Origin of the sequence: Microbacterium azadirachtae (assembly GCF_025583665.1) — a bacterium.
Lineage (GTDB): Bacteria > Actinomycetota > Actinomycetes > Actinomycetales > Microbacteriaceae > Microbacterium > Microbacterium azadirachtae.
Genome location: NZ_CP099706.1, coordinates 724,063 through 742,752, shown reverse-complemented (window position 1 = coordinate 742,752; position 18,690 = coordinate 724,063). Strand labels below are relative to the sequence as shown.

The following is an 18,690-nucleotide window of genomic DNA, read 5'->3' as shown; positions in this document are numbered from 1 at the left end:
GCGCAGGCCGGAGCGCGGCGATGTTTGCGGTATCCGACCCGGATTGCAAGGCGCCGAATCATCGGGAAAAGCTTGATGTTAGCGATAACTTGCGCGTAGCGTGTCCCCTGTTCTCCCCGCCTCGACGATGCAGCAAGGAAGACCGATGTCCCCACAGAACCCCTCCTCCCCGCGCCGCTCGCGCGGCGTGCTCGCCGGCGGCGCCGTGCTCGCCGTCGCGGCCACCGCCCTGACCTTCGGCGCGGGCGCACCCGCCTACGCCGACGCCGCTCCTCCCGCCGGTGCCGCGATCCCCGACACGGGCTACACCCTGCTCGACGTCGACTCGGAGTCCGCCCCCTATCCGGCACCGCCCTCGCTCGACGGCACCGCCAAGGGCGCCTTCGACGGCGACTACTCGACCCAGTGGGCGTCGAACTACAACGGCGGATCCCCGGATCCGATGCCGCACTACCTGACGTTCGACATCGGCGCGGAGCACGCGCTCACCGGGCTCGGCTACTCCGTGAAGGTGCAGGGCAACGGCCCGGCCAAGAACGTGCAGGTGCTCACCACGAACGACGCCGCGGTCGCGAAGGACGGCAAGAGCAGCGGATGGGCCCTCGCCGGCACGGCGACGTTCGCGCAGCCCACCAGCAGCACGCAGATCCAGTACGTGACGTTCGCACAGCCGGTCTCCGCACGCTACGTCGAGTTCCGGATCCTGGACGCGGTGAACGGATCGAACAACGCCTCGGCCTCCGAGATCGTCGCGTACACGACCGACCCGATCGTCACGCCGACGCCGACCCCGACGCCGACGCCGACGCCCAAGCCGGCGGCGGCGACGGTCACGACCGACTCGGTCGACGACACCACGTGGCAGTATCCCGACGACACCCCGGCGAGCCCGTTCATCGACGCCGACGGCACCTTCCACTTCGGCGAGTCGCACGCCAACTACTACAACGAGCCCGACGGCAGCAACGGCGACATCCGGCAGTGGAACTGGTACACCGGGACGAACTTCGACACCGCCACACCGGACGACGCGCTCAACGCCGCCGGCACGAACCCCGACACCACCGACTTCTGCAACGCCAGCCCGACCGGCGTGGAGTCGACCAAGGCGCCCGCCGGATCCAGCTACACGCAGCCGAACTACTGCGACATCACCCAGATGTGGGTCGACCCCGACTCGGGCGACTGGTACGGGCTCGTGCACAACGAGTTCACGCCCAAGCCCTTCGGCGACGGCCTGCACTACGACGCGATCGACTACGCCGTCTCGACCGACAAGGGCCGGACCTGGAAGATCCCGGGCCACGCGATCACCTCGCCGTACAGCACCACCCGCGGCGACACCACGGCGTTCCCGCAGCAGACCTACTCCTACGGCGACGGCGATCCCCGCCTCTACGTCGACTACGCGTCCGGCTACTTCTACGCGTTCTACGGCTCCCGCATCGTGAACAAGACCGGCGGCTGGGTCGCGTTCTACGAGCACGTCGCCCGCGCCCCGATCTCCGGGAAGATGGCGACCGGCACCTGGCAGAAGTGGTACGACGGCACCTGGACCGAGCCCGGCATCTCCGGCAAGGAGAGCAACATGGTCCCCGTCGCCGACGACAGCGAGACCGGCTACACCCCGGTCGACAAGGAGTACGACCCGAACACGCCCGGCACGGCTCAGCAGCAGATCAAGAAGGGGCAGATGCCCGCGACCTCGCCGCTGTTCGTGATGGACGTCACCTACGACGCCTACCTCGGCCTCTACATCGGCCAGCCGCAGAACCCCGACCAGTCGGGCACGGCGCCGCAGGAGTTCTACGCCACGAAGAACCTCGCGACGCAGAAGTGGTTCCGGCTCGGCGACACCGGATCCGCCTACACGACGGCGTCCTGGTACCGCTGGTTCGTCGACCCGGCCAACAAGACGAGCTCGGCGATCGTGGGCAAGTCGTTCCGCTCCTACTGCTCGTTCGGCTGCATGGGCGACGCCTACGCGCAGCTCGCCAACGTCACGATCGACGCCGGCCCCTCGGTCGCGGCGGCGAGCCCGATCGACACGACGAAGGCGTACACGATCGCCAACGCCGACGGCCGCAAGCTCGCCGCCTCGGGCAACGGGAAGAAGCTGACCACGGCCGGATCCGTGAACCGCAAGAACGGCGCCTGGACCTTCACGGCCACCGGCGACGGCGCGTACACGGTCTCGACCCAGGCCGGAGCCCTGCTCGGCGTCGACGCGTCGTCGACCGCGGGCCGCGCCTGGGGCGCCGGGCTCACGCTCACCGCGAAGGACTCGGCCGGCGTCGGGCAGCAGTGGTTCCTCGTGCCGAACACCGATCCCGAGACCGGCAAGGCGACCGGATCCGTCCGCCTCGTGAACCGGTACTCGGGCCTCGTCCTGGGCATCGACGCCTCGACGGCGGCGACCACACCGGGGCGCACCTGGGACAAGCCGGCGTCGCGCGGCGCGTCGAGCACCGCGCAGGCGGGGCTGTTCACCCGGCCCGGCGACCAGACGCTGAGCATCGCGGAGTTCACCGGCGGCCACTGAGCCGTCCACGACAGGAGGGGATCCGGGCCGCGGGCCCGGGTCCCCTCCTGCGTCGCCTGCCGGTCGATCCGCCGCGATTCGCCTCCGCTGCGCGGGCACGGCAGAATCGACGCACACCCCGCTTGCAAGGAGACGACGCCATGGCGCAGCCCGACACCGCACGACTGCTGATCACGTGCGCCGACCAGCCCGGCATCGTGGCCGCCGTCGCAGGAGTGCTCGCCGCGCACGAGGTGAACATCATCTCCCTCGACCAGCACTCCACCGACGCGGAGGGCGGCCGCTTCTTCCAGCGCACGGTGATCCACCGCGAGGGGCTCGCCGCCGCCCGCCCGGCGCTCGAGGCCGACCTCGCCGCGGTCGCGGAGCGCTTCGGCATGGAGTGGTCGCTGCACGACGCGTCCAAGCGCAAGCGGGTCGCGATCTTCGTGTCGAAGTACGACCACTGCCTCATGGAGCTGCTCTGGCGCACCCAGCGCGGACAGCTCGACATCGACGTCACGATGGTCGTCTCCAACCATCCGGATCTCGCCGAGTCGGTGCGGTCGTTCGGCGTGCCGTTCGTGCACATCCCCTCCGGGGACAAGGCGGAGATGGAGCGCCGCCAGCTCGAGCTGCTGCAGGGCAACGTGGATCTGGTCGTGCTCGCGCGCTACATGCAGATCCTCACGGACGACTTCATCGAGAGCCTCGGCGCCCCGGTGATCAACATCCACCACTCGTTCCTGCCGGCGTTCATCGGCGCCAACCCGTACGCCAGGGCCAAGGAACGCGGTGTGAAGCTCATCGGAGCCACCGCGCACTACGCCACGGCCGACCTCGACGAGGGCCCGATCATCGAGCAGGACGTCACCCGCGTGACCCACGCCGACTCGGCCGCCGAGCTGCAGGCGCGCGGCGCCGACGTGGAGCGGCTCGTGCTCGCGCGCGCGGTGCAGTGGCACGCCGACGACCGCGTCATCGTGCACGGCCGCTCGACCGTCATCCTCTGACCCGGAGCATTCCCCCTCGCTCCTGACCGGCGTCAGACCGCGGGGATCCCCGCGGCGAGCTCGGCGAACGCCTCGGCCGCGGTCGCAGCACGCGCGAGCGGCGCCGCCTGTCCCATCCACAGCGACTGCAGGTCGGTCTTCTCCTGCTCGCCGGCCGCGGTGCGGAAGCGTCCGGTGATCCAGTTCTGCGCCGGGAAGGGCGCGATCGTCCCCGCGGCCTCGATCTCGGTGATGGCCCGGTTGCGCGCGCCGCGGGCGAGCCGGCCGCTCATCGCCCGGGTGAGCACCGTCTGCTCCGGCGGTGTCGCGCCGATCGCGGCGCGGTGCCCGGCGTTCGCGGCCGACTCGGCCGTCGCGAGGAACGCAGTGCCGACCTGCACGCCCTGCGCGCCGAGCGCGAACGCCGCGGCCGCTCCGCGGCGGTCGGCGATCCCGCCTGCCGCGATCACCGGCACATCGACCGCGTCGACGACCTGAGGCAGCAGGGCGAACAGTCCGATCAGCGACTGCTCGGAGCTCCCGAGGAACGACACGCGGTGCCCGCCCGCCTCGAGCCCCGTCGCGACGATCGCGTCGACGCCGCCGTCCGCGAGCGCGCGAGCCTCCGCCACGGTCGTGGCCGTGCCGACGACACGGATGCCGCGGCGCTGCGCGTCGGCCACGAGCGCGGTCGACGGCACCCCGAACACCACGCTGAGCACCGCGGGAGCCGCCTCGAGGATCGCGTCGATCTGCTCCTCGACCGGGGGCAGGTAGCGCTCCGGGCGGGCAGGCGGCTCGAGGCCGACCTCGGCGAAGAACGGGGCGAGCGCCGCCGCGTACCCGTCGTGCTCGGGCCCGGGAACGACTTCGTCGCCCGTGGGCAGCCAGATGTTCACCGCGAAGGGCGCGTCGGTCGCCGCACGGATCCCGGCGATCGTGGTGCGGATGCGGTCGCCGTCGTAGCCGTACAACCCGTACGACCCGAGACCGCCGGCGTCGCTCACCGCCGCCGTGAGGGGGATCGAGCTCAGCCCGCCGAACGGACCGAGGATCACAGGGGTGCGGATGCCGAAGATATCGGTGAGGGCGCTCATGCCTCCGAGGCTACGCCGCGACCCGCCTCGCAGAAGGCCGGTGGTAACCTCCCGAAGGAGAGGAGGGCGGATGAAGCACCGGATCGGCGTCGTACTGAGTCTGCTCCTCGCCGCCCTCGGCATGGTGTCCCCGCCGGACGCCGGTGCGCTCGGGCTCGCGATCGCCCTCGTCGCCGTTGTCGCCCTCACCGTCGCACTGGCCCTGGCGCCGGCCAGGCCTCGTGGCCGCAGCGTCCCGGATCCGCTTCGTGCGATCAGTCGTTCCGCCCTGCCGTCGCAGAGTCATCCGGATGCCGCCGGTCACCCGCGTCCCCGGGCGCCGGGAGCGGCCGTCGCCGCGTAGTCCCTCCCCTCGGGCTGCGCGGTCTTCGACGACCCCTTCCCGACGACGAACGGACTACTTGTGGACCCCTTCACCTTCCCTCCCCTCGCCGCGCTCTTGAACGCGGCATCCGTGGCCCTGGCCGGCCTGACGGATCTGCTCTCCCCCGCGGTCGGCACGACGGCGGGCGCTCTCGCGGTCGTGCTCGTGACGCTTCTCGTGCGCGCTGTGCTGATACCGGCCGGTGTCTCGCAGGCGCGATCCGAGCAGGCGAGGGCGCGGCTGACGCCCCGGCTGCGCGAGCTGCGCCGCCGGCACGGAAAGGATCCCGAGCGGCTGCAGCGCGAGACGCTCGACCTCTACCGTGCGGAACATGTCTCGCCGTTCGCGGGCATGCTGCCGACGCTCGCGCAGGCGCCCGTGCTCGGCCTGCTCTACGCGATCTTCGTCCGCTCCGAGATCGCCGGAAGAGCCAACCCGATGCTGGAGCACGACCTGTTCGGCGCACCCCTCGGGACGAGCCTCGCGCAGCTGCTCGTCACCGGCGGAGGGCCCGCCACCGCCTTCCTCGTCTACGGCGCGCTGCTGGCGACGCTCGTCGTGGTCGCGGAGCTGTCGCGGCGTCTGCTGCAACCCGTGCAGGACGGCTCGCCGGTCTCGCCCGGCATGCGGCTGCTCACCGGCGCGCTGCACCATCTGACCGCGGTGGTCGCCCTTTTCGTACCGCTCGCGGCGGCGCTCTACCTCACCGTGAGCGGAGCGTGGACGCTCGGCCAGAGGCTGCTGCTGCGGCGCCGGCATCCGCTCGACGCCGCAGCGTGAGACCGATCCGCCTCGCGGGCCGAGACTCAGTCGGGGACGACGGGGATGGATCCGGTGAGCGGAGAGGGCGGCTCCTCGTCAGGGCCCGAGCCGCGGCGACGGCGGGCGCCCGCGGTGACCCCGATGCTGGCGATCACGACCAGGGCCACCGCGGCGAGGCGCAGCGGCGACGCCTGCTGCCCCAGCACGAGCAGACCCGCGAGCGTCGCGAAGACCGGCTCCAGGCTGAGCAGGATCCCGAAGATCCGCTGCGGCAGCCGACGCAGAGCGGCGAGCTCGAGGATGTACGGGATGACCGAGGAGAGCAGCGCCGTGAGCGCGGCGAGCCCGAGCAGATGCGGATCCGCCACCGCCGTGATCGCGGCGGGCACCCCGAACGGCAGCAGCAGCACCGCGGCGACCGCGAGCGCCACGGCGAGCCCCTCCGTGCCGGTGGTGAGCGCGCCGACGCGAGTGCTCATCCGGATGTACATCACCCAGAACGCCGCCGCGATGAGGGCGAACAGCACCCCCAGCGGGTCGAGGGCCGCCGCCCCGAGCAGCCCGTCGACCCCGAGCAGGGCCATGCCGACCAGGGCGACGCCGACCCAGACCGCATCGGCCAGGCGACGCGTGAGCACCGCGGCCAGCACGAGCGGTCCGAGGAACTCGATCGCGACGGCCGGGCCGATCGGGATCCGGTCGATCGCGGCGTAGAAGCTGCCGTTCATGGCGGCCAGCGAGATGCCGAACAGCACCGCGGCCGTCCACTGCGCGCGATTCCAGCGGTTGAGCCGGGGGCGGGCGATCACCAGCACGACGATCGCGGCGATGAGCACGCGCAGCGCGGTGACGCCCCACGAGCCGAGGGCCGGGAAGATCGTCGTCGCGACCGCCGCGCCGAACGGCAGCGAGAGGCAGGATCCGACGACCAGCAGCACGCCGAGCGCGGGCTGCTGCCGCGGTTCCTGAGAATTCACCCCTCAAGCCTGGCACGGGAGCCGGGTCCGGCGCGCCGTGCGACGTCCTCAGCGCGGGGTGAGGCCGACCCGCAGCGGGGCGCCCGGCGCCGCCGCCTCCACGAGCGCGGCGTCCACCGCCGCCAGCGGATGCACGGCGCCCACCGCGTCGGCGAACGGATAGGCCCGGCCGCGTCCGCCCATGAACGCCGCGGCGGCCTGCAGCTCGGACCCCGTGTAGTTGTGCACCCCGGCGACCGAGACGAGTCCGCGCACGATGCGCTCGGCGTCCAGCGGCACCGGATCCGCGGGGAACACGCTCCCCAGCAGCACCACCGCCCCGCCCACGTCGACGGCGTCGAGTGCGGCGCCGACCGCGTGACCCGAGGCCTCGACGACGAGGTCGAACCCCTCCTCGGCGACGTCCTCCGGCTCCAGCGCGGTGAGTCCGAACCGCTCGGCGAACGCGCGCCGGGCCGGATCCGGATCCGCGATCCGCACCTGTGCGCCCAGCTCGGCGGCGATCACCGCGGCGGTGAGCCCGACCAGTCCGGCGCCGAGCACGAGCACGCGCTCGCACGCGAGCACGGCGGCCTCAGAGGCCGTGGGAGACGGATCCGGACGGCTCCGTCCGCGCAGGGCGGCGCCCCGGGCGATGCCGGCCCAGGCGGTCGCGGTCGCGCACGAGACCGGCGCGAGCGCGGCCGCGGGCAGAGCCTCGGGGACGCGGACGATCGCCGTGCCCTCCCGCAGGTGCACGTGCCCGGCGAAGCCGCCGGTGAGCTCCCAGCGCGGCTCGATGCGCGCGTGCCCGTACTTCGCGAGCGTCCGGCACTTCTGCGTGAGCCCCGCCACGCAGCGGTCGCAGTGCCCGCACGACACGGTGACCGACCACACCACGCGGTCGCCGATGTGCAGTTCCGCACCCTCGACGGATCGCGCCCCCTCGTCGCCGATCGCGATGATCCGGCCGACGCTCTCGTGCCCGAGCACGAGCGGCGCGGGCGCGTGGCGGCGCCCCTGCACGGTGTGGATGTCGGATCCGCAGATCGTCGACATCTCGACCGCGATCAGCACATCGTGCGGGCCGAGGGCCACGCCGGGCACGGCGAGCGCCTCGTGCGGCATCCCGACGCCGAGCCAGGCCATGGCGACGGCGGCCGGTCGCAGCGGCACGTCGTGCCGGTGCACTCCTTCGGCGGGGCGGGCCAGCGCCGCGCGCACGTCAGCCCGCCGCGATCGGCGCGAGGGCCGGGAGCAGCCCGCGCTCGGAGAGCGCCGCAGCGAGGGCGGTCACATCGGGCAGCACCGCGTCGGGCTCCGCCGCCTCGAGCGCCGCGGCGTCATGCGCACCGCTGAGCACTCCGGCCACGAAGCCGGCTCCGGCCCTCCGGCCGGACTCGACGTCACTGACGGTGTCGCCGGCGACGGCCACCGCCTGCACCGACGAGGCGCCCGCGCGCAGCAGGGCGGTCAGCACCAGGTCGGGCGCGGGGCGGCCCCGACCGGCGTCGATCGGGGACAGCACGCCGTCCACGAGATCGCGCCAGTCCAGCGCGTCGAGCAGCGCGTCGCGCGTGACGGGGGCGAAGCCGGTGGTCAACCACACCTTCAGCCCGGCGCCCCGCAGCGCGCGGATGGCGTCTGCGGCGCCCGGGATCTCCGTCGCGCCCTGCTCCGCGACGATCTCGGCGTAGGCGGTCTCGAACTGGGCGGTGGCCCGCTCCGCGGCGGCGACGTCTCCGCCCGCGAGATGGGTGAACACGTCGATCTTGGACTGCCCCATCGTGTCGCGCACGTACTGCAGGGCGTCGCCCCAGCCGATCCGTGCGGCGACGCCGGTGCGCTCGGCAGCGCGCTGGAACGCCTGCTCCACGATGCCGTCGTCGAGCACGGTGGTCCCCGCCATGTCGAGCACGACCAGTTCGATGGGGGTGTGCGGGCTCATGCGTTCTCCTCCTGTGCGATGCCGCCGACGGTGGCGGACGTTCCGATGCCGCCGACGATGGCGGGCGTGTGTGCGTCTGCGGATCCGGCTGCCGACGCGGATCCCGCCGCGTCCCAGTCGAAGACGCGAGACGTCTCGAGCTCGGCGAGGCCGAGCCCGGTGGTCATGCCGATGCCCGTGGTCGCGGCGAGCGCGAGCACGCGCGGCGCGACCTCCTCGACGAGGAACTCCGAGCCGGCCGCGGCGTACACGCCCTGCCAGCGTTCGAGCACCCGGACCGACCGCACGTCGAACAGGGCCTCCGCCTCGGCGAGGAAGGCGTCGAAGGCGGCCTCCGGCTGGAACGGCCCCGGCTGGACGGCCTTGTGATGCGAGTCGCCGAGCAGCAGCGTGCCGTCGGGGAGCTGGGTGTACATCTGGTTCAGGTCGAGCGCGGCGAGCTCCGGGCGCTCCGCGTGCAGGCGCTCACGCAGCGGCGTCGCCGATCGGAGCTCCGCGAACCGGCGATAGCGCACGAGGGACCAGCCCGTGAGCAGAGGGGCGGGGAGCGGCCGCGGCAGGTCGGCCGAGACGCGCATCATGTCCAGAGCGCAGCGGATGACGCCTGCGCGCTCGGCGAGATCGGGCAGCAGCTGGTCCAGGTCGTGGTTGACGGCGACGACCACGTCGGCGGCGGCGATGTCGCCCCGGGTGGTCCGCACGATGCCGGTCCCCACGGCGGTCACGGCGGTGCGGAAGCGGAACTCCACGCCGAGGCGCGCGAGGTGGCGCACGATCGCGCCGGCGGCCTCACGCGGGTTCACCTGCAGATCCCCGAGCACCTGCGCGCCGCCCCGCGCGACGTCCGGCCGCACAGGGGCGAGCGCGACGATCTCGGCGGCGGTGAGCAGCCGGATCCCCTCACCGGCCTGGGCCTGCGCCGCCTCGTCGAGCAGGGCGAGCTCGTCGTCGGCGCGGGCGACCACCAGCGTGCCGCTCTCTCGCGCCCAGAAGCCGGCGTCGGCGGCCAGGTCCAGCCAGATCGCCCGCGACGCCTCGCCGTAGGTGCGCGCCGGCCCTTCCTGGGCGCCGATGCAGAGGTGCCCGAAGTTGCGGATCGAGGCGCCCACCGGGCGGTCGGTGCGGTCCACGACCACGACGCGCAGGCCGCGCCGCACGGCTGCGTACGCGGCGCCGAGGCCGACGATGCCGGATCCGACGACCGCGACGTCGAAACGGTCGCGCACGGGGCTCTCCCCGGAACCGAAGGCGCTCATCGGAAGACCCTCCGCATCCACATCGCCAGTGCCTCCACCACGAGCACCGTGGCGAGGATCATCAGCACGATCGCGGTGACGACCGGATACCGGGAGCCCTGGCCCGCGTTCAGCAGGTAGTAGCCGACCCCGCCGCCGCCCACGATGCCGAGGATCGTCGCGGCGCGGATGTTGGTGTCGAGCATGTAGAAGCTGTGCCCGATGAGGGCGCGCGTGCCCTGCGGCACGGTGGCCGCGGCGTAGGTCTGCAGGCGCGTCGCGCCGACCGCGCGCAGCGCGCGCTCCGGTCCGCGGTCGACCTCCTCGAACGAGTCGGCGATGAGCTTGCCGAGCAGTCCGATGCCGCCCACGGCGAGCGCGACGATGCCGGCGGTCGGGCCGAGGCCCGTGACGACGATGAGCACGATCGCGAGGATGAGCTCGGGGATGCCGCGGATCCCGACGAGGAGGAACCGGGCGATGCCGCGCACGGTGCCGTTCGGCGCGACGTTGCGCGCTGCGAAGGATCCGAGCAGCAGCGACGGCAGCAGGGTGAGCACCGTGGCGGCGAGCGCGATGGCCACCGTGTCGCGCATCGCGCCGAGCATGACCGCCGCGTCGTAGGCGCCGAAGCTCGGCGGCCAGAACTTCGCCGCGGTCTCCGGGATCTTCGCCCACACCGTGAGGAGGTCGCCCCACTGGATCTGGCACACGAGCACGCTCCCGACGACGATCGCCGCGGCGACCCATCCGGCGATCGTGTTGCGACGGCGCTCCGGCGTCCACGGTCGGCGCAGGGCGGTCGCGGGCGATGCCGCCCAGCCGGGCGCAGCGGGGCGACCGGTCGTCTCGGCCGCGGTCGACGAGGGCGCCGCGGCGGTGCCGCGCAGCCGCGGATGCAGGATCCGGTCGATCCACGAGCGCGTCTGCGCCGTCTCGCCCAGCATCGCGCCGCGCACGGCGCTGGAGACGATCTCCATCACGACGCAGAGCACGAAGATCACGAGGGCGATCCCCAGTCCTCGTCCGTAGTTCAGCGCCTTGAAGGCGTACGACATCTCCAGGCCCAGGCCGGCGACGCCCACGTAGCCGAGCACGACACTGCCGCGCAGGTTGATGTCGTTGCGGTGCAGCACGGTGGCGACCCAGCTCGGCAGCACCTGGGGCAGCACGCCCGCTGTGAACTGCTGCAGCTTGGTGCCGCCGGCGGCGCGGATCGCGAGGCGCGGACCCTCGTCGATCTGCTCGATCGCGTCCGCGAACATCTTCGAGATCATGCCGATCGAGTGGATCCCGATCGCGAGGATGCCGGGCAGCGTGCCCAGCGAGAAGACCAGCACGAACGCCATCGCCAGCACGACGTCGGGGATCGAGCGGGTGAGCACGCCGAGGAAGCGGGCGATGCCGCGCCAGACCGGGCCGGGCGTGGTGTTCGCGGCCGCGAGGTAGGCGATCGGCACCGAGAGCGCCGCGGCGACCAGCGTGCCGACCAGCACGAGCCCGACGGTGAGCGCGATCAGCCAGAGCAGGTCGAGAGGAGCCGGGAAGCTCAGCGCCCCGACGCGGGTCATGAACCGCTGCGCGTTGCCCCAGCTCTGGAACACGCCCGCGAGCGAGAAGCCGCTCTGCGCGAGCGAGACGATGCCGAGCCCGACGAGGGCGATGAGCGTGAGCGACGCGGCGATGCGCTCCGGGGAGACGCGCGGGCGCGGGGCGCGCGACAGCAGACCGCCGGTGTACCCGTGGCGGCGCGGGGCGGCGACCGACGTCATGCGCGCGCCTCGGCGGGGGTCGCGACGCCCTGCTCGATGAGCTCGTTCGCGACGGCGGTCAGGTCGGCCGTGGTCGTGGCGACCCGGCCGTAGATCTCCATGACCTCCGCCTTGCTGAGGCCGGTCGTCGGGGTGTTCAGCACGACCTCGCCGTGCCGCAGGCCCACGATCCGGTCGGCCCAGCTGATCGCGAGGTCGACCTGGTGCAGGCTGCACACGACCGTGAGGCCCTGGTCGGCGGCGATCTCGCGGATGAGCGCCATCACCTGGTCGCTGGACTCCGGGTCGAGCGAGGCGACCGGCTCGTCGGCGAGCAGGATCTCGGGACGCTGCATGAGCGCACGGGCGATCGCGACGCGCTGCTGCTGCCCTCCCGAGAGCGTGTCGCTGCGCTGGTAGGCGCGCTCGAGCAGGCCCACCCGCTCGAGGTGTCCGAGGGCGCGCAGCTTCGCGTCCCTCCCGTAGCCCCAGAGCCCGAGACGCGGACCGCGCACGGAGGACAGGGATCCTGTCAGCACGTTCTCCAGCACGGTCAGCGAGGGCACGAGCTCGAACTGCTGGAAGATGAAGCCCACCCGGCTGCGCAGCGCGCGCAGGGCTCTGCCCTTCAGGGACGGCACCGAGGCGCCGAGCACCTCGACGGCACCCGAGGTCGGCGTCTCCAGGCCGTCGAGATGCCGCAGCAGCGTCGACTTGCCGGATCCGGAGAGGCCGAGCAGCACGACGATCTCGCCGCGTGCGACCTCGAGGTCGGCGCCCTTCAGGGCGGTGGTGGCGCCGAACTGCTTGGTCACGCCGGCGAGACGGATGACCGGCTCTGACGAGGCGGGGGTGCTCATGGTGGTGTGCTCCTGGGTGTGAGACGGGGTGGCCGCAGGGCCGCCGGACGGTGCCGACGACCCTGCGGAGGTGATCCTCAGATCACTTCTTGCACTGCTCGGCCTTCGTCTTCTCGCAGATGTCGCGGATGATGTCGTAGTACTTGTCGTCGACCGGCTTGGTGGCGTAGAAGGTCGCCTTGAACGCGTCGCTGTCGGCGCCCTTGATGCCCGCCTTCACGATGTCGTCGATCGTGATCTCCTTGAGGGCGGAGACCACCTTGTCGGCGGTCTCCTTCGGCAGCGCCGAGTTGTAGACCAGCGGCGCGCCGGGAACCATCGTCTTGTCGACGACGGTGACCTTGTCGCTCTTGGCGACCTCGGAGTCCTCGGCGAAGCCCGCCTCGCACTCGGTGCCCTCGCCGACCTTCTGCACGCTCACGTCGTGCTTGCCCGCGAAGTCGGGGGTGACGCCCGTCTTGGGGTCGATGCCGTCCTTGAGCAGGTTGTAGCTCGGGAAGAGGTAGCCCGAGGTCGAGGAAGGGTCCACGAAGCAGACCTTCTTGCCCTTGAAGTCCTTGATCGAGCTGATCGAGGAGCCCTTCGGCACGATCGCCTCGGAGTAGTAGCCCGGCTCCTGCCCCTGCTTGGTCACGATCGACGAGATCGGGGTCAGCTTGGCGCCGGCGTTGGTGGCGGTGATGTAGGTGAAGCCGGAGAACGACGCGACGTCGACCTTGCCTGCGACGGCGGCCTCGATGAGCGCGGCGTAGTCGGTCGACTCGTGGTACTCGACCTTCTTGCCGGTCTGCTTGGCGATGTAGTCCATGAGCGGCTGGTAGTTCGTCTGCGTGTCGACCGAGTCGGGCACGACGCCGAAGACGAGGGTGTTCGCGTCGACGGCGTAGCCGCCGTTCGCGGCGGCGGGCGTGTCGGTGCCGGTGGCGGCGCCGGCGGTGCCGGAACACGCAGCGAGACCGAGGGCGAGCACGGCGGCGCCGGCCGCGACGGTGAGAGCGCGAAGCTTCATGAGGACCTTTCGGGTTCTGGTGCGGAGGGAATCCTCGAAGACTCTCTCAAGCTCGGCGACGAGATGTATACCTAACTCGGCACTGTTCCCCGACTGTTCACCGGCGATTCTCCTGAATGAACACGGCAGGAACAGGGCAGCCTCCAGACCGTGCGACGAAGTAGTATGCCTATGTGCCCGAGGTTGTCTACACCCAGATCGCCGACGACCTGCGCGCCAGGATCGCCTCCGGCCGGCTGCGCCCGGGCGACGCCGTGCCCACCGAGGCCGAGCTCGCCGAACGCTGGAGCACCTCGCGCGGCCCGATCCGCAACGCGCTCGCGGCGCTGCGTGCGGAGGGTCTCATCGAGACGGCGCGCGGACGCCCGGCCCGCGTCGTGGAGCGCAAGGCCACGCAGGCCGTGGACGTGTCCGTGCCCTTCACGCGGTGGGCGCGCGAGCTGGGCGCGCGCCCGGGGGCGCGCACGCAGGAGCTGAGCCTGCGCCGTGCGGGCGTCGAGAAGGCGCAGGCGCTCGGCGTGGATCCGGACGACACGATCGTGAGCGTCACCCGGCTGCGCTTCCTCGACGACCGCCCGACCATGCTCGAGCGGCTGTTCTACACGGAGGAGGTCGGCCGCCTGCTGCTGTCGGTCGACACGGACGCGATCTCGATCACCGAGTTCCTGGCCTCGCAGGGGCATCCGATCGTCGGTCTGCAGCACGAGATCGACGCGGTCGCGGCCGACGAGCAGGACGCCGCGCTGCTGCAGGTGCCCCCGGGCACCCCGATCCTGCGCCTCAGCCGTACCTCCCGCGATGCCGGGGGCCGGATCTTCGAGGCCAGCGAGGACCGCTACCTCTCCAGCATCGTGCGCTTCACGGTCTCCGGATCCGGGATCTCCCCCGACGGCCAGTACCTGCGCGCGGTCGGCGGCTGAAGCCCGCGCGGGGCGGGTGTCGGGCCGCACGTCCGCCAACTAAGCCGACCGGCTTGATTGAGTGTACGATGTGTCGCACGACCGGTGGCTCTCCGGGCGTTCCTCCCCGGGGGGCGGAGTGCGTCCGGAGGAGCCGGCTCTCACACCGCGAGCAGGGCGATCCCGGCGACGACCACCGCCGACGCGCCCACCCGCCACGCGGGCTTCCCCTCGTGCAGCACGAAGGCGCCGAACAGGCTGACCAGCACCACGCTCACCTCGCGCAGCGGTGCGACGAGCGCGACCGGGGCGAGCTGCACGGCGTGCAGCACCAGGATGTACGACAGCGGCGAGAGGATGCCGAAGGCGAGGATCCGCCGCCACTGGATCCGGCCGAGCGCCGCCACCGCCCTCCAGCGCCCGCGCACCGCGAACGAGTAGAACGGGATCTGCACGAGCGTCGTCCCCACCATGAACGCGAGCGGGTTCAGCGACAGCGAGCGCACGACGAACGCATCCCACACCGTGTAGCCCGCGATCGCGACGCCGGTGAGCAGCCCGAACAGGAGTCCCGGGTCGATCCTGGGCCGTACCGCCCCGGCGCCCCTTCCCTCGATCTCCGAGGCCCTCGCCGTCGCGGATCCGGCACGGTCGACGAACCCGATCGCGACGATTCCCGCGATCACGACGCCCACGCCCACCAGGGCGAGAGGGGTGGGCCGCTCGCCGAACAGCAGCATCGCGATGATCACCGACAGGAACGGCCCGGTGCCGCGCGCGGTCGCGTACACGGTCGAGAGGTTGCCGACCCGGTAGCCGTGCTGGAGCACGACCATGTAGGCGACGTGCAGCACGCTCGACACGAGCACGCCGAGCAGGAAGGCGCCCAGATCGGTCGTCCCGACGCCGCCCGTGACGGGCACGGCGCCGATCCAGACGATCGTGCTGGAGACGGCGCCCCACCACAGGAACGGATAGCCGGCGCGGCTGACGCCGTGCGCGAGCACGTTCCAGCCGGCGTGCGCGACGGCGGCGGAGAAGACGAGGACGAAGGCGAGAAGCGACATGGGGAACCCTCCATCCGCCGCGGGCGCGACGGACGTGGTTCCTCCAGGCTTTTGTCCGTTCAGATGACGCCCGCCCCACGGAGGGCCGACGTGGCGCCGCTCGGACCAGGCGGGCGGACCCCGGAACCCTAGGCGCTGTCCCCCTCACCCTAACCCGGCTCAGGATCCTCCACAGTCACCGATGGAATACTGGAGTCGTTCACGACGAGGAGGTCGCCGGTGGCGGACAACGAACGCGCGCTCGAGGAGGGCATCGTCACCGATCTCAAGGATCGGATGACCTACGGCTCCTACCTCGACCTGGATCGCCTGCTCAGCGCGCAGCATCCGGTGAGCGTGCCGCAGCATCACGACGAGATGCTGTTCATCATCCAGCACCAGACGACGGAGCTGTGGCTCAAGCTCGTGCTGCATGAGCTCGGCACCGCGCGCGACCGCCTCGCCGAGGACGACCTGCGCTCCGCGCTCAAGCACATGGCCCGGGTGAAGCACATCCAGGAGGTGCTCACCCAGCAGTGGTCGGTGCTCGCGACCCTCACGCCCACCGAGTACGCGGAGTTCCGCGGCGACCTCGGAAACTCGTCCGGGTTCCAGTCGGTGCAGTACCGCGCCGTGGAGTTCGCGCTCGGCAACAAGAACGAGCGGATGCTGGGCGTCTTCCGCGACCACCCCGGGAACCTCGCGATGCTCACCGCCGAGTGGGAGCGCCCCACGCTGTACGACGAGTTCCTCCGCTTCGCCGCGCGGCGCGGGCTGCCGATCCCGGCCGAGATCCTGGAGCGCGATGTGCGCGAGCCGTACCGGATGCACGACTCTCTGGTGCCGGTGCTCACCCAGGTCTACGAGAACCCGCACGAGCACTGGGACCTCTACGAGGCGTGCGAGGAGCTCGTGGACGTCGAGGACAACTTCCAGTTCTGGCGCTTCCGGCACCTGCGCACCGTGACGCGCACCATCGGCCGCAAGATCGGCACCGGCGGATCCAGCGGCGTCGACTTCCTGCAGCGCGCGCTGGATCTCACGTTCTTCCCCGAGCTGTACGCCGTGCGCACCGAGATCGGGCGGTGACCGCATGGCGGAGGCCCTGTACATCGGCGGATTCACCGATCATCATGTGCATCTGCAGCTCGTGGACACCACGCACCTCGAGGAGACGCGCCTCGGCCGCGGCCTCGACCTCGGCTCGGACCCCGTCGAGATCGCCCGCATCGCCGGCGCGGTCTCCGCACGCTTCGGCCACGACCCCGGCGGCATCTCGATCTCGTATGCGGGCGCGTTCCTGACCCCGCCGGGCGGATACCCCTCCGACCGGGCGTGGGCGCCGCGCGGATCCGTGCGCGAGGTGGCGACCGTCGCCGATGCCGCCGCCGCCGTCGCGGAGATGAAGGCGGCGGGCGCCTCGGTCATCAAGGTCGCCAGCAACAGCACCGCGGGACCGGTGTTCAGGGACGAGCTCCTCGCCGGGATCGTCCGCGCCGCCGACGAGCTCGGGCTGCCGGTCGTCGCGCACGCGGAGGGGCCGGGCGAAGCGCAGCGCATGCCACGGCTCGGCGTGCGGGCGCTCGCGCACGCCCCTTTCACGGAGCGGCTGAGCGACGACGAGGTGGCCCGTCAGGCCGGCCGGATCGCCTGGATCTCGACCCTCGGCATCCACGACGGAGACGCGCGCGAGATCGCGCTCGACAACGTGCGCCGCTTCCACGCCCACGGCGGCACCGTCCGGTACGGCACCGACATGGGCAACGGCGACACCCCGGTCGATCTGAACCCGCTCGAGCTCGACGCGCTGCGCGAGGCCGGGATCCGCGGCGCGGCGCTGATCCGCGCCCTCGTCCCCGTGGCCGCCACGACCGGCCGGCGCTTCCTCATGCCCGCGCGCGACGCCGATCCCTTCGACATCGAACCCGTCCACCTCGAATCCGCCGACCCGGAAGGCACCTGATGAGCGACCACGCCGTCCCCTCCCCCACGGACACCGCCGCAGCGCTGCTCTCCGAGGCGCGCGCCCTCGACGCCGCCGACCCGCTGCACGCGCACCTCGACGCGTTCCTGGAGGCGCCGGGCGTGCAGGCCTACCTCGACGGCAACTCGCTGGGCCGTCCGCTCGCCGTGGTGCCCGAGCGGCTCGCCGCCTTCGTGCGGGAGGACTGGGGCACCCGCCTCATCCGCTCCTGGGACGAGCAGTGGATGGACCTCCCCGAGCGTCTGGGCGACCGCATCGCCGAGGTGACGCTCGGCGGCGCCCCGGGGCAGACGATCGTGGCCGACTCGACGAGCGTGCTGCTGTACAAGCTCATCCGCGCCGGAGCGGCCGCGGCCGGCGTGCCGGCGGGCCCGGACGGCGCGCGCACCGAGATCGTGATCGAGGAGGGCAACTTCCCCACCGACCGCTTCATCGCCGCCGGGATCGCCGCGGAGCTGGGCATGGATCTCGTCTGGGTGCAGCCGGATCCCGTGCGCGGCGTGACGGTCGACGACCTGGCGCCGGTGCTGTCCGCGCGCACCGCGCTGGTGGTGCTCAGCCACGTCGACTACCGCTCCGGGGCGCTGGCCGACATGGCCGCCATCACGGCGCAGGTGCACGACGCCGGCGCGCTGGTGCTCTGGGACCTGTGCCATTCGGCCGGGTCCGTGCCCATGCAGCTCGACGCCTGGGGCGCGGACCTCGCCGTCGGCTGCACCTACAAGTATCTGAACGGCGGGCCGGGATCCCCCGCGTTCGCCTACGTGCGCCGGGATCTGCAGGCGCAGATCCGCCAGCCGATCCAGGGCTGGTGGAGCGCCGCCGACATCTTCGCGATGGGGCCGCAGTACGCGCCGACGCCCGGCATCCGGCAGCTGCTGAGCGGCACCCCGCCGGTGACGAGCATGCTCGCGATGCAGGCGATGCTCGACCTGATCGCCGAGGCGGGCATGGCGGCGGTGCGTGCCAAGTCGGTCTCCCTCACCGACTTCGCTGTGCGCGCCGCGGACGAGCTGCTCGCCCCGCTCGGCGTGCGGCTGCTGAGCCCGCGCGACAGCGCGCTGCGCGGCGGTCACATCACGATCGGCCACCCCGACTTCCAGGCGGTGACCCAGCGCCTCTGGGGCGAGGGCGTCATCCCCGACTTCCGGTTCCCGGACGGGATCCGCCTCGGCCTGTCCCCGCTCAGCACCTCGCACGAGGAGACGCTGCGCGGCGTGGTCGCCGTGCGGGACGCGCTCGCCCTCGGGGGCCGCTGAGCGGCAC

General features: G+C 72.2%; 17 protein-coding genes. 8 read left to right on the top strand and 9 right to left on the bottom strand.

Annotated elements, in window-relative coordinates; all coding sequences use genetic code 11:
- The first annotated feature begins 145 nt into the window (after positions 1-145).
- Both NFX31_RS03525 and purU read left to right on the top strand, forming a co-directional pair.
- Complete coding sequence (locus NFX31_RS03525) at positions 146-2,542, top strand: discoidin domain-containing protein (protein WP_262956800.1); 2,397 nt, start codon at positions 146-148, stop codon at positions 2,540-2,542.
- A gap of 140 nt (positions 2,543-2,682) precedes the next feature.
- Positions 2,683-3,534, top strand: a complete 852-nt coding sequence (gene purU, locus NFX31_RS03520; protein ID WP_045250151.1) for a formyltetrahydrofolate deformylase — start codon at positions 2,683-2,685, stop codon at positions 3,532-3,534.
- Positions 3,535-3,566: 32 nt separating this feature from the next.
- Here purU and NFX31_RS03515 read toward each other — a convergent pair whose 3' ends face one another.
- On the bottom strand, positions 3,567-4,610 hold the full coding sequence (locus NFX31_RS03515; RefSeq protein ID WP_262956799.1) for an NAD(P)H-dependent flavin oxidoreductase: 1,044 nt from the start codon (positions 4,608-4,610) through the stop codon (positions 3,567-3,569).
- A gap of 70 nt (positions 4,611-4,680) precedes the next feature.
- Here NFX31_RS03515 and NFX31_RS03510 point away from each other — a divergent pair, with 70 nt between their 5' ends.
- Both NFX31_RS03510 and NFX31_RS03505 read left to right on the top strand, forming a co-directional pair.
- On the top strand, positions 4,681-4,953 hold the full coding sequence (locus NFX31_RS03510) for a DUF6412 domain-containing protein (RefSeq protein ID WP_262956798.1): 273 nt from the start codon (positions 4,681-4,683) through the stop codon (positions 4,951-4,953).
- Between the two features lie 60 nt (positions 4,954-5,013).
- The gene (locus tag NFX31_RS03505; protein ID WP_262956797.1) at positions 5,014-5,754 is read left to right on the top strand and encodes a YidC/Oxa1 family membrane protein insertase; all 741 of its coding nucleotides are present in this window, start codon (positions 5,014-5,016) and stop codon (positions 5,752-5,754) included.
- 26 nt (positions 5,755-5,780) lie between these two features.
- On the opposite strand, the gene NFX31_RS03500 is transcribed toward NFX31_RS03505, so the two are convergent.
- The 7 genes from NFX31_RS03500 to NFX31_RS03470 all read right to left on the bottom strand — a co-directional run bounded on the left by NFX31_RS03500 (position 5,781) and on the right by NFX31_RS03470 (position 13,495).
- Positions 5,781-6,713, bottom strand: a complete 933-nt coding sequence (locus NFX31_RS03500) for an EamA family transporter (protein WP_045250153.1) — start codon at positions 6,711-6,713, stop codon at positions 5,781-5,783.
- A 48-nt stretch (positions 6,714-6,761) separates the two neighbouring features.
- Positions 6,762-7,916, bottom strand: coding sequence for an alcohol dehydrogenase catalytic domain-containing protein (locus tag NFX31_RS03495; protein ID WP_262956796.1), 1,155 nt, complete (start codon positions 7,914-7,916; stop codon positions 6,762-6,764).
- 1 nt (position 7,917) lies between these two features.
- Positions 7,918-8,640, bottom strand: a complete 723-nt coding sequence (locus tag NFX31_RS03490; RefSeq protein ID WP_045250155.1) for a phosphonatase-like hydrolase — start codon at positions 8,638-8,640, stop codon at positions 7,918-7,920.
- A complete protein-coding gene (locus NFX31_RS03485; RefSeq protein WP_082072240.1) occupies positions 8,637-9,896 on the bottom strand; it encodes a TIGR03364 family FAD-dependent oxidoreductase in 1,260 nt (419 codons plus the stop codon). Before NFX31_RS03485 ends, NFX31_RS03490 begins: the two co-directional genes overlap by 4 nt.
- Entirely contained in the window at positions 9,893-11,647 is a 1,755-nt protein-coding gene (gene phnE, locus NFX31_RS03480) for a phosphonate ABC transporter, permease protein PhnE (RefSeq protein ID WP_262956795.1), read from the bottom strand. The genes NFX31_RS03485 and phnE overlap by 4 nt, the downstream gene beginning before the upstream one ends.
- Positions 11,644-12,486 carry a phosphonate ABC transporter ATP-binding protein gene (phnC, locus tag NFX31_RS03475; RefSeq protein ID WP_045250157.1) on the bottom strand — a complete coding sequence of 281 codons (843 nt, stop codon included), beginning with the start codon at positions 12,484-12,486 and terminating at the stop codon, positions 11,644-11,646. Before phnC ends, phnE begins: the two co-directional genes overlap by 4 nt.
- A gap of 82 nt (positions 12,487-12,568) precedes the next feature.
- On the bottom strand, positions 12,569-13,495 hold the full coding sequence (locus NFX31_RS03470; protein WP_262956794.1) for a phosphate/phosphite/phosphonate ABC transporter substrate-binding protein: 927 nt from the start codon (positions 13,493-13,495) through the stop codon (positions 12,569-12,571).
- 173 nt (positions 13,496-13,668) lie between these two features.
- Between NFX31_RS03470 and NFX31_RS03465 the strand changes: the two genes are divergently transcribed.
- Positions 13,669-14,415, top strand: coding sequence for a GntR family transcriptional regulator (locus NFX31_RS03465; RefSeq protein ID WP_262956793.1), 747 nt, complete (start codon positions 13,669-13,671; stop codon positions 14,413-14,415).
- Positions 14,416-14,555: 140 nt separating this feature from the next.
- Here the strand turns inward: NFX31_RS03465 and NFX31_RS03460 are convergent, their stop codons facing one another.
- A complete protein-coding gene (locus NFX31_RS03460) occupies positions 14,556-15,461 on the bottom strand; it encodes an EamA family transporter (RefSeq protein WP_262956792.1) in 906 nt (301 codons plus the stop codon).
- Between the two features lie 276 nt (positions 15,462-15,737).
- Between NFX31_RS03460 and NFX31_RS03455 the strand changes: the two genes are divergently transcribed.
- The 3 genes from NFX31_RS03455 to NFX31_RS03445 are packed head-to-tail and all read left to right on the top strand — an operon-like array spanning position 15,738 to position 18,683.
- Complete coding sequence (locus NFX31_RS03455; RefSeq protein ID WP_082072244.1) at positions 15,738-16,529, top strand: tryptophan 2,3-dioxygenase; 792 nt, start codon at positions 15,738-15,740, stop codon at positions 16,527-16,529.
- 4 nt (positions 16,530-16,533) lie between these two features.
- A complete protein-coding gene (locus NFX31_RS03450) occupies positions 16,534-17,403 on the top strand; it encodes an amidohydrolase family protein (RefSeq protein ID WP_262956791.1) in 870 nt (289 codons plus the stop codon).
- Positions 17,403-18,683 (top strand): kynureninase, encoded by a 1,281-nt coding sequence (locus tag NFX31_RS03445; RefSeq protein WP_262956790.1) that lies wholly within the window; start codon positions 17,403-17,405, stop codon positions 18,681-18,683. The genes NFX31_RS03450 and NFX31_RS03445 overlap by 1 nt, the downstream gene beginning before the upstream one ends.
- Positions 18,684-18,690: the final 7 nt, after the last annotated feature.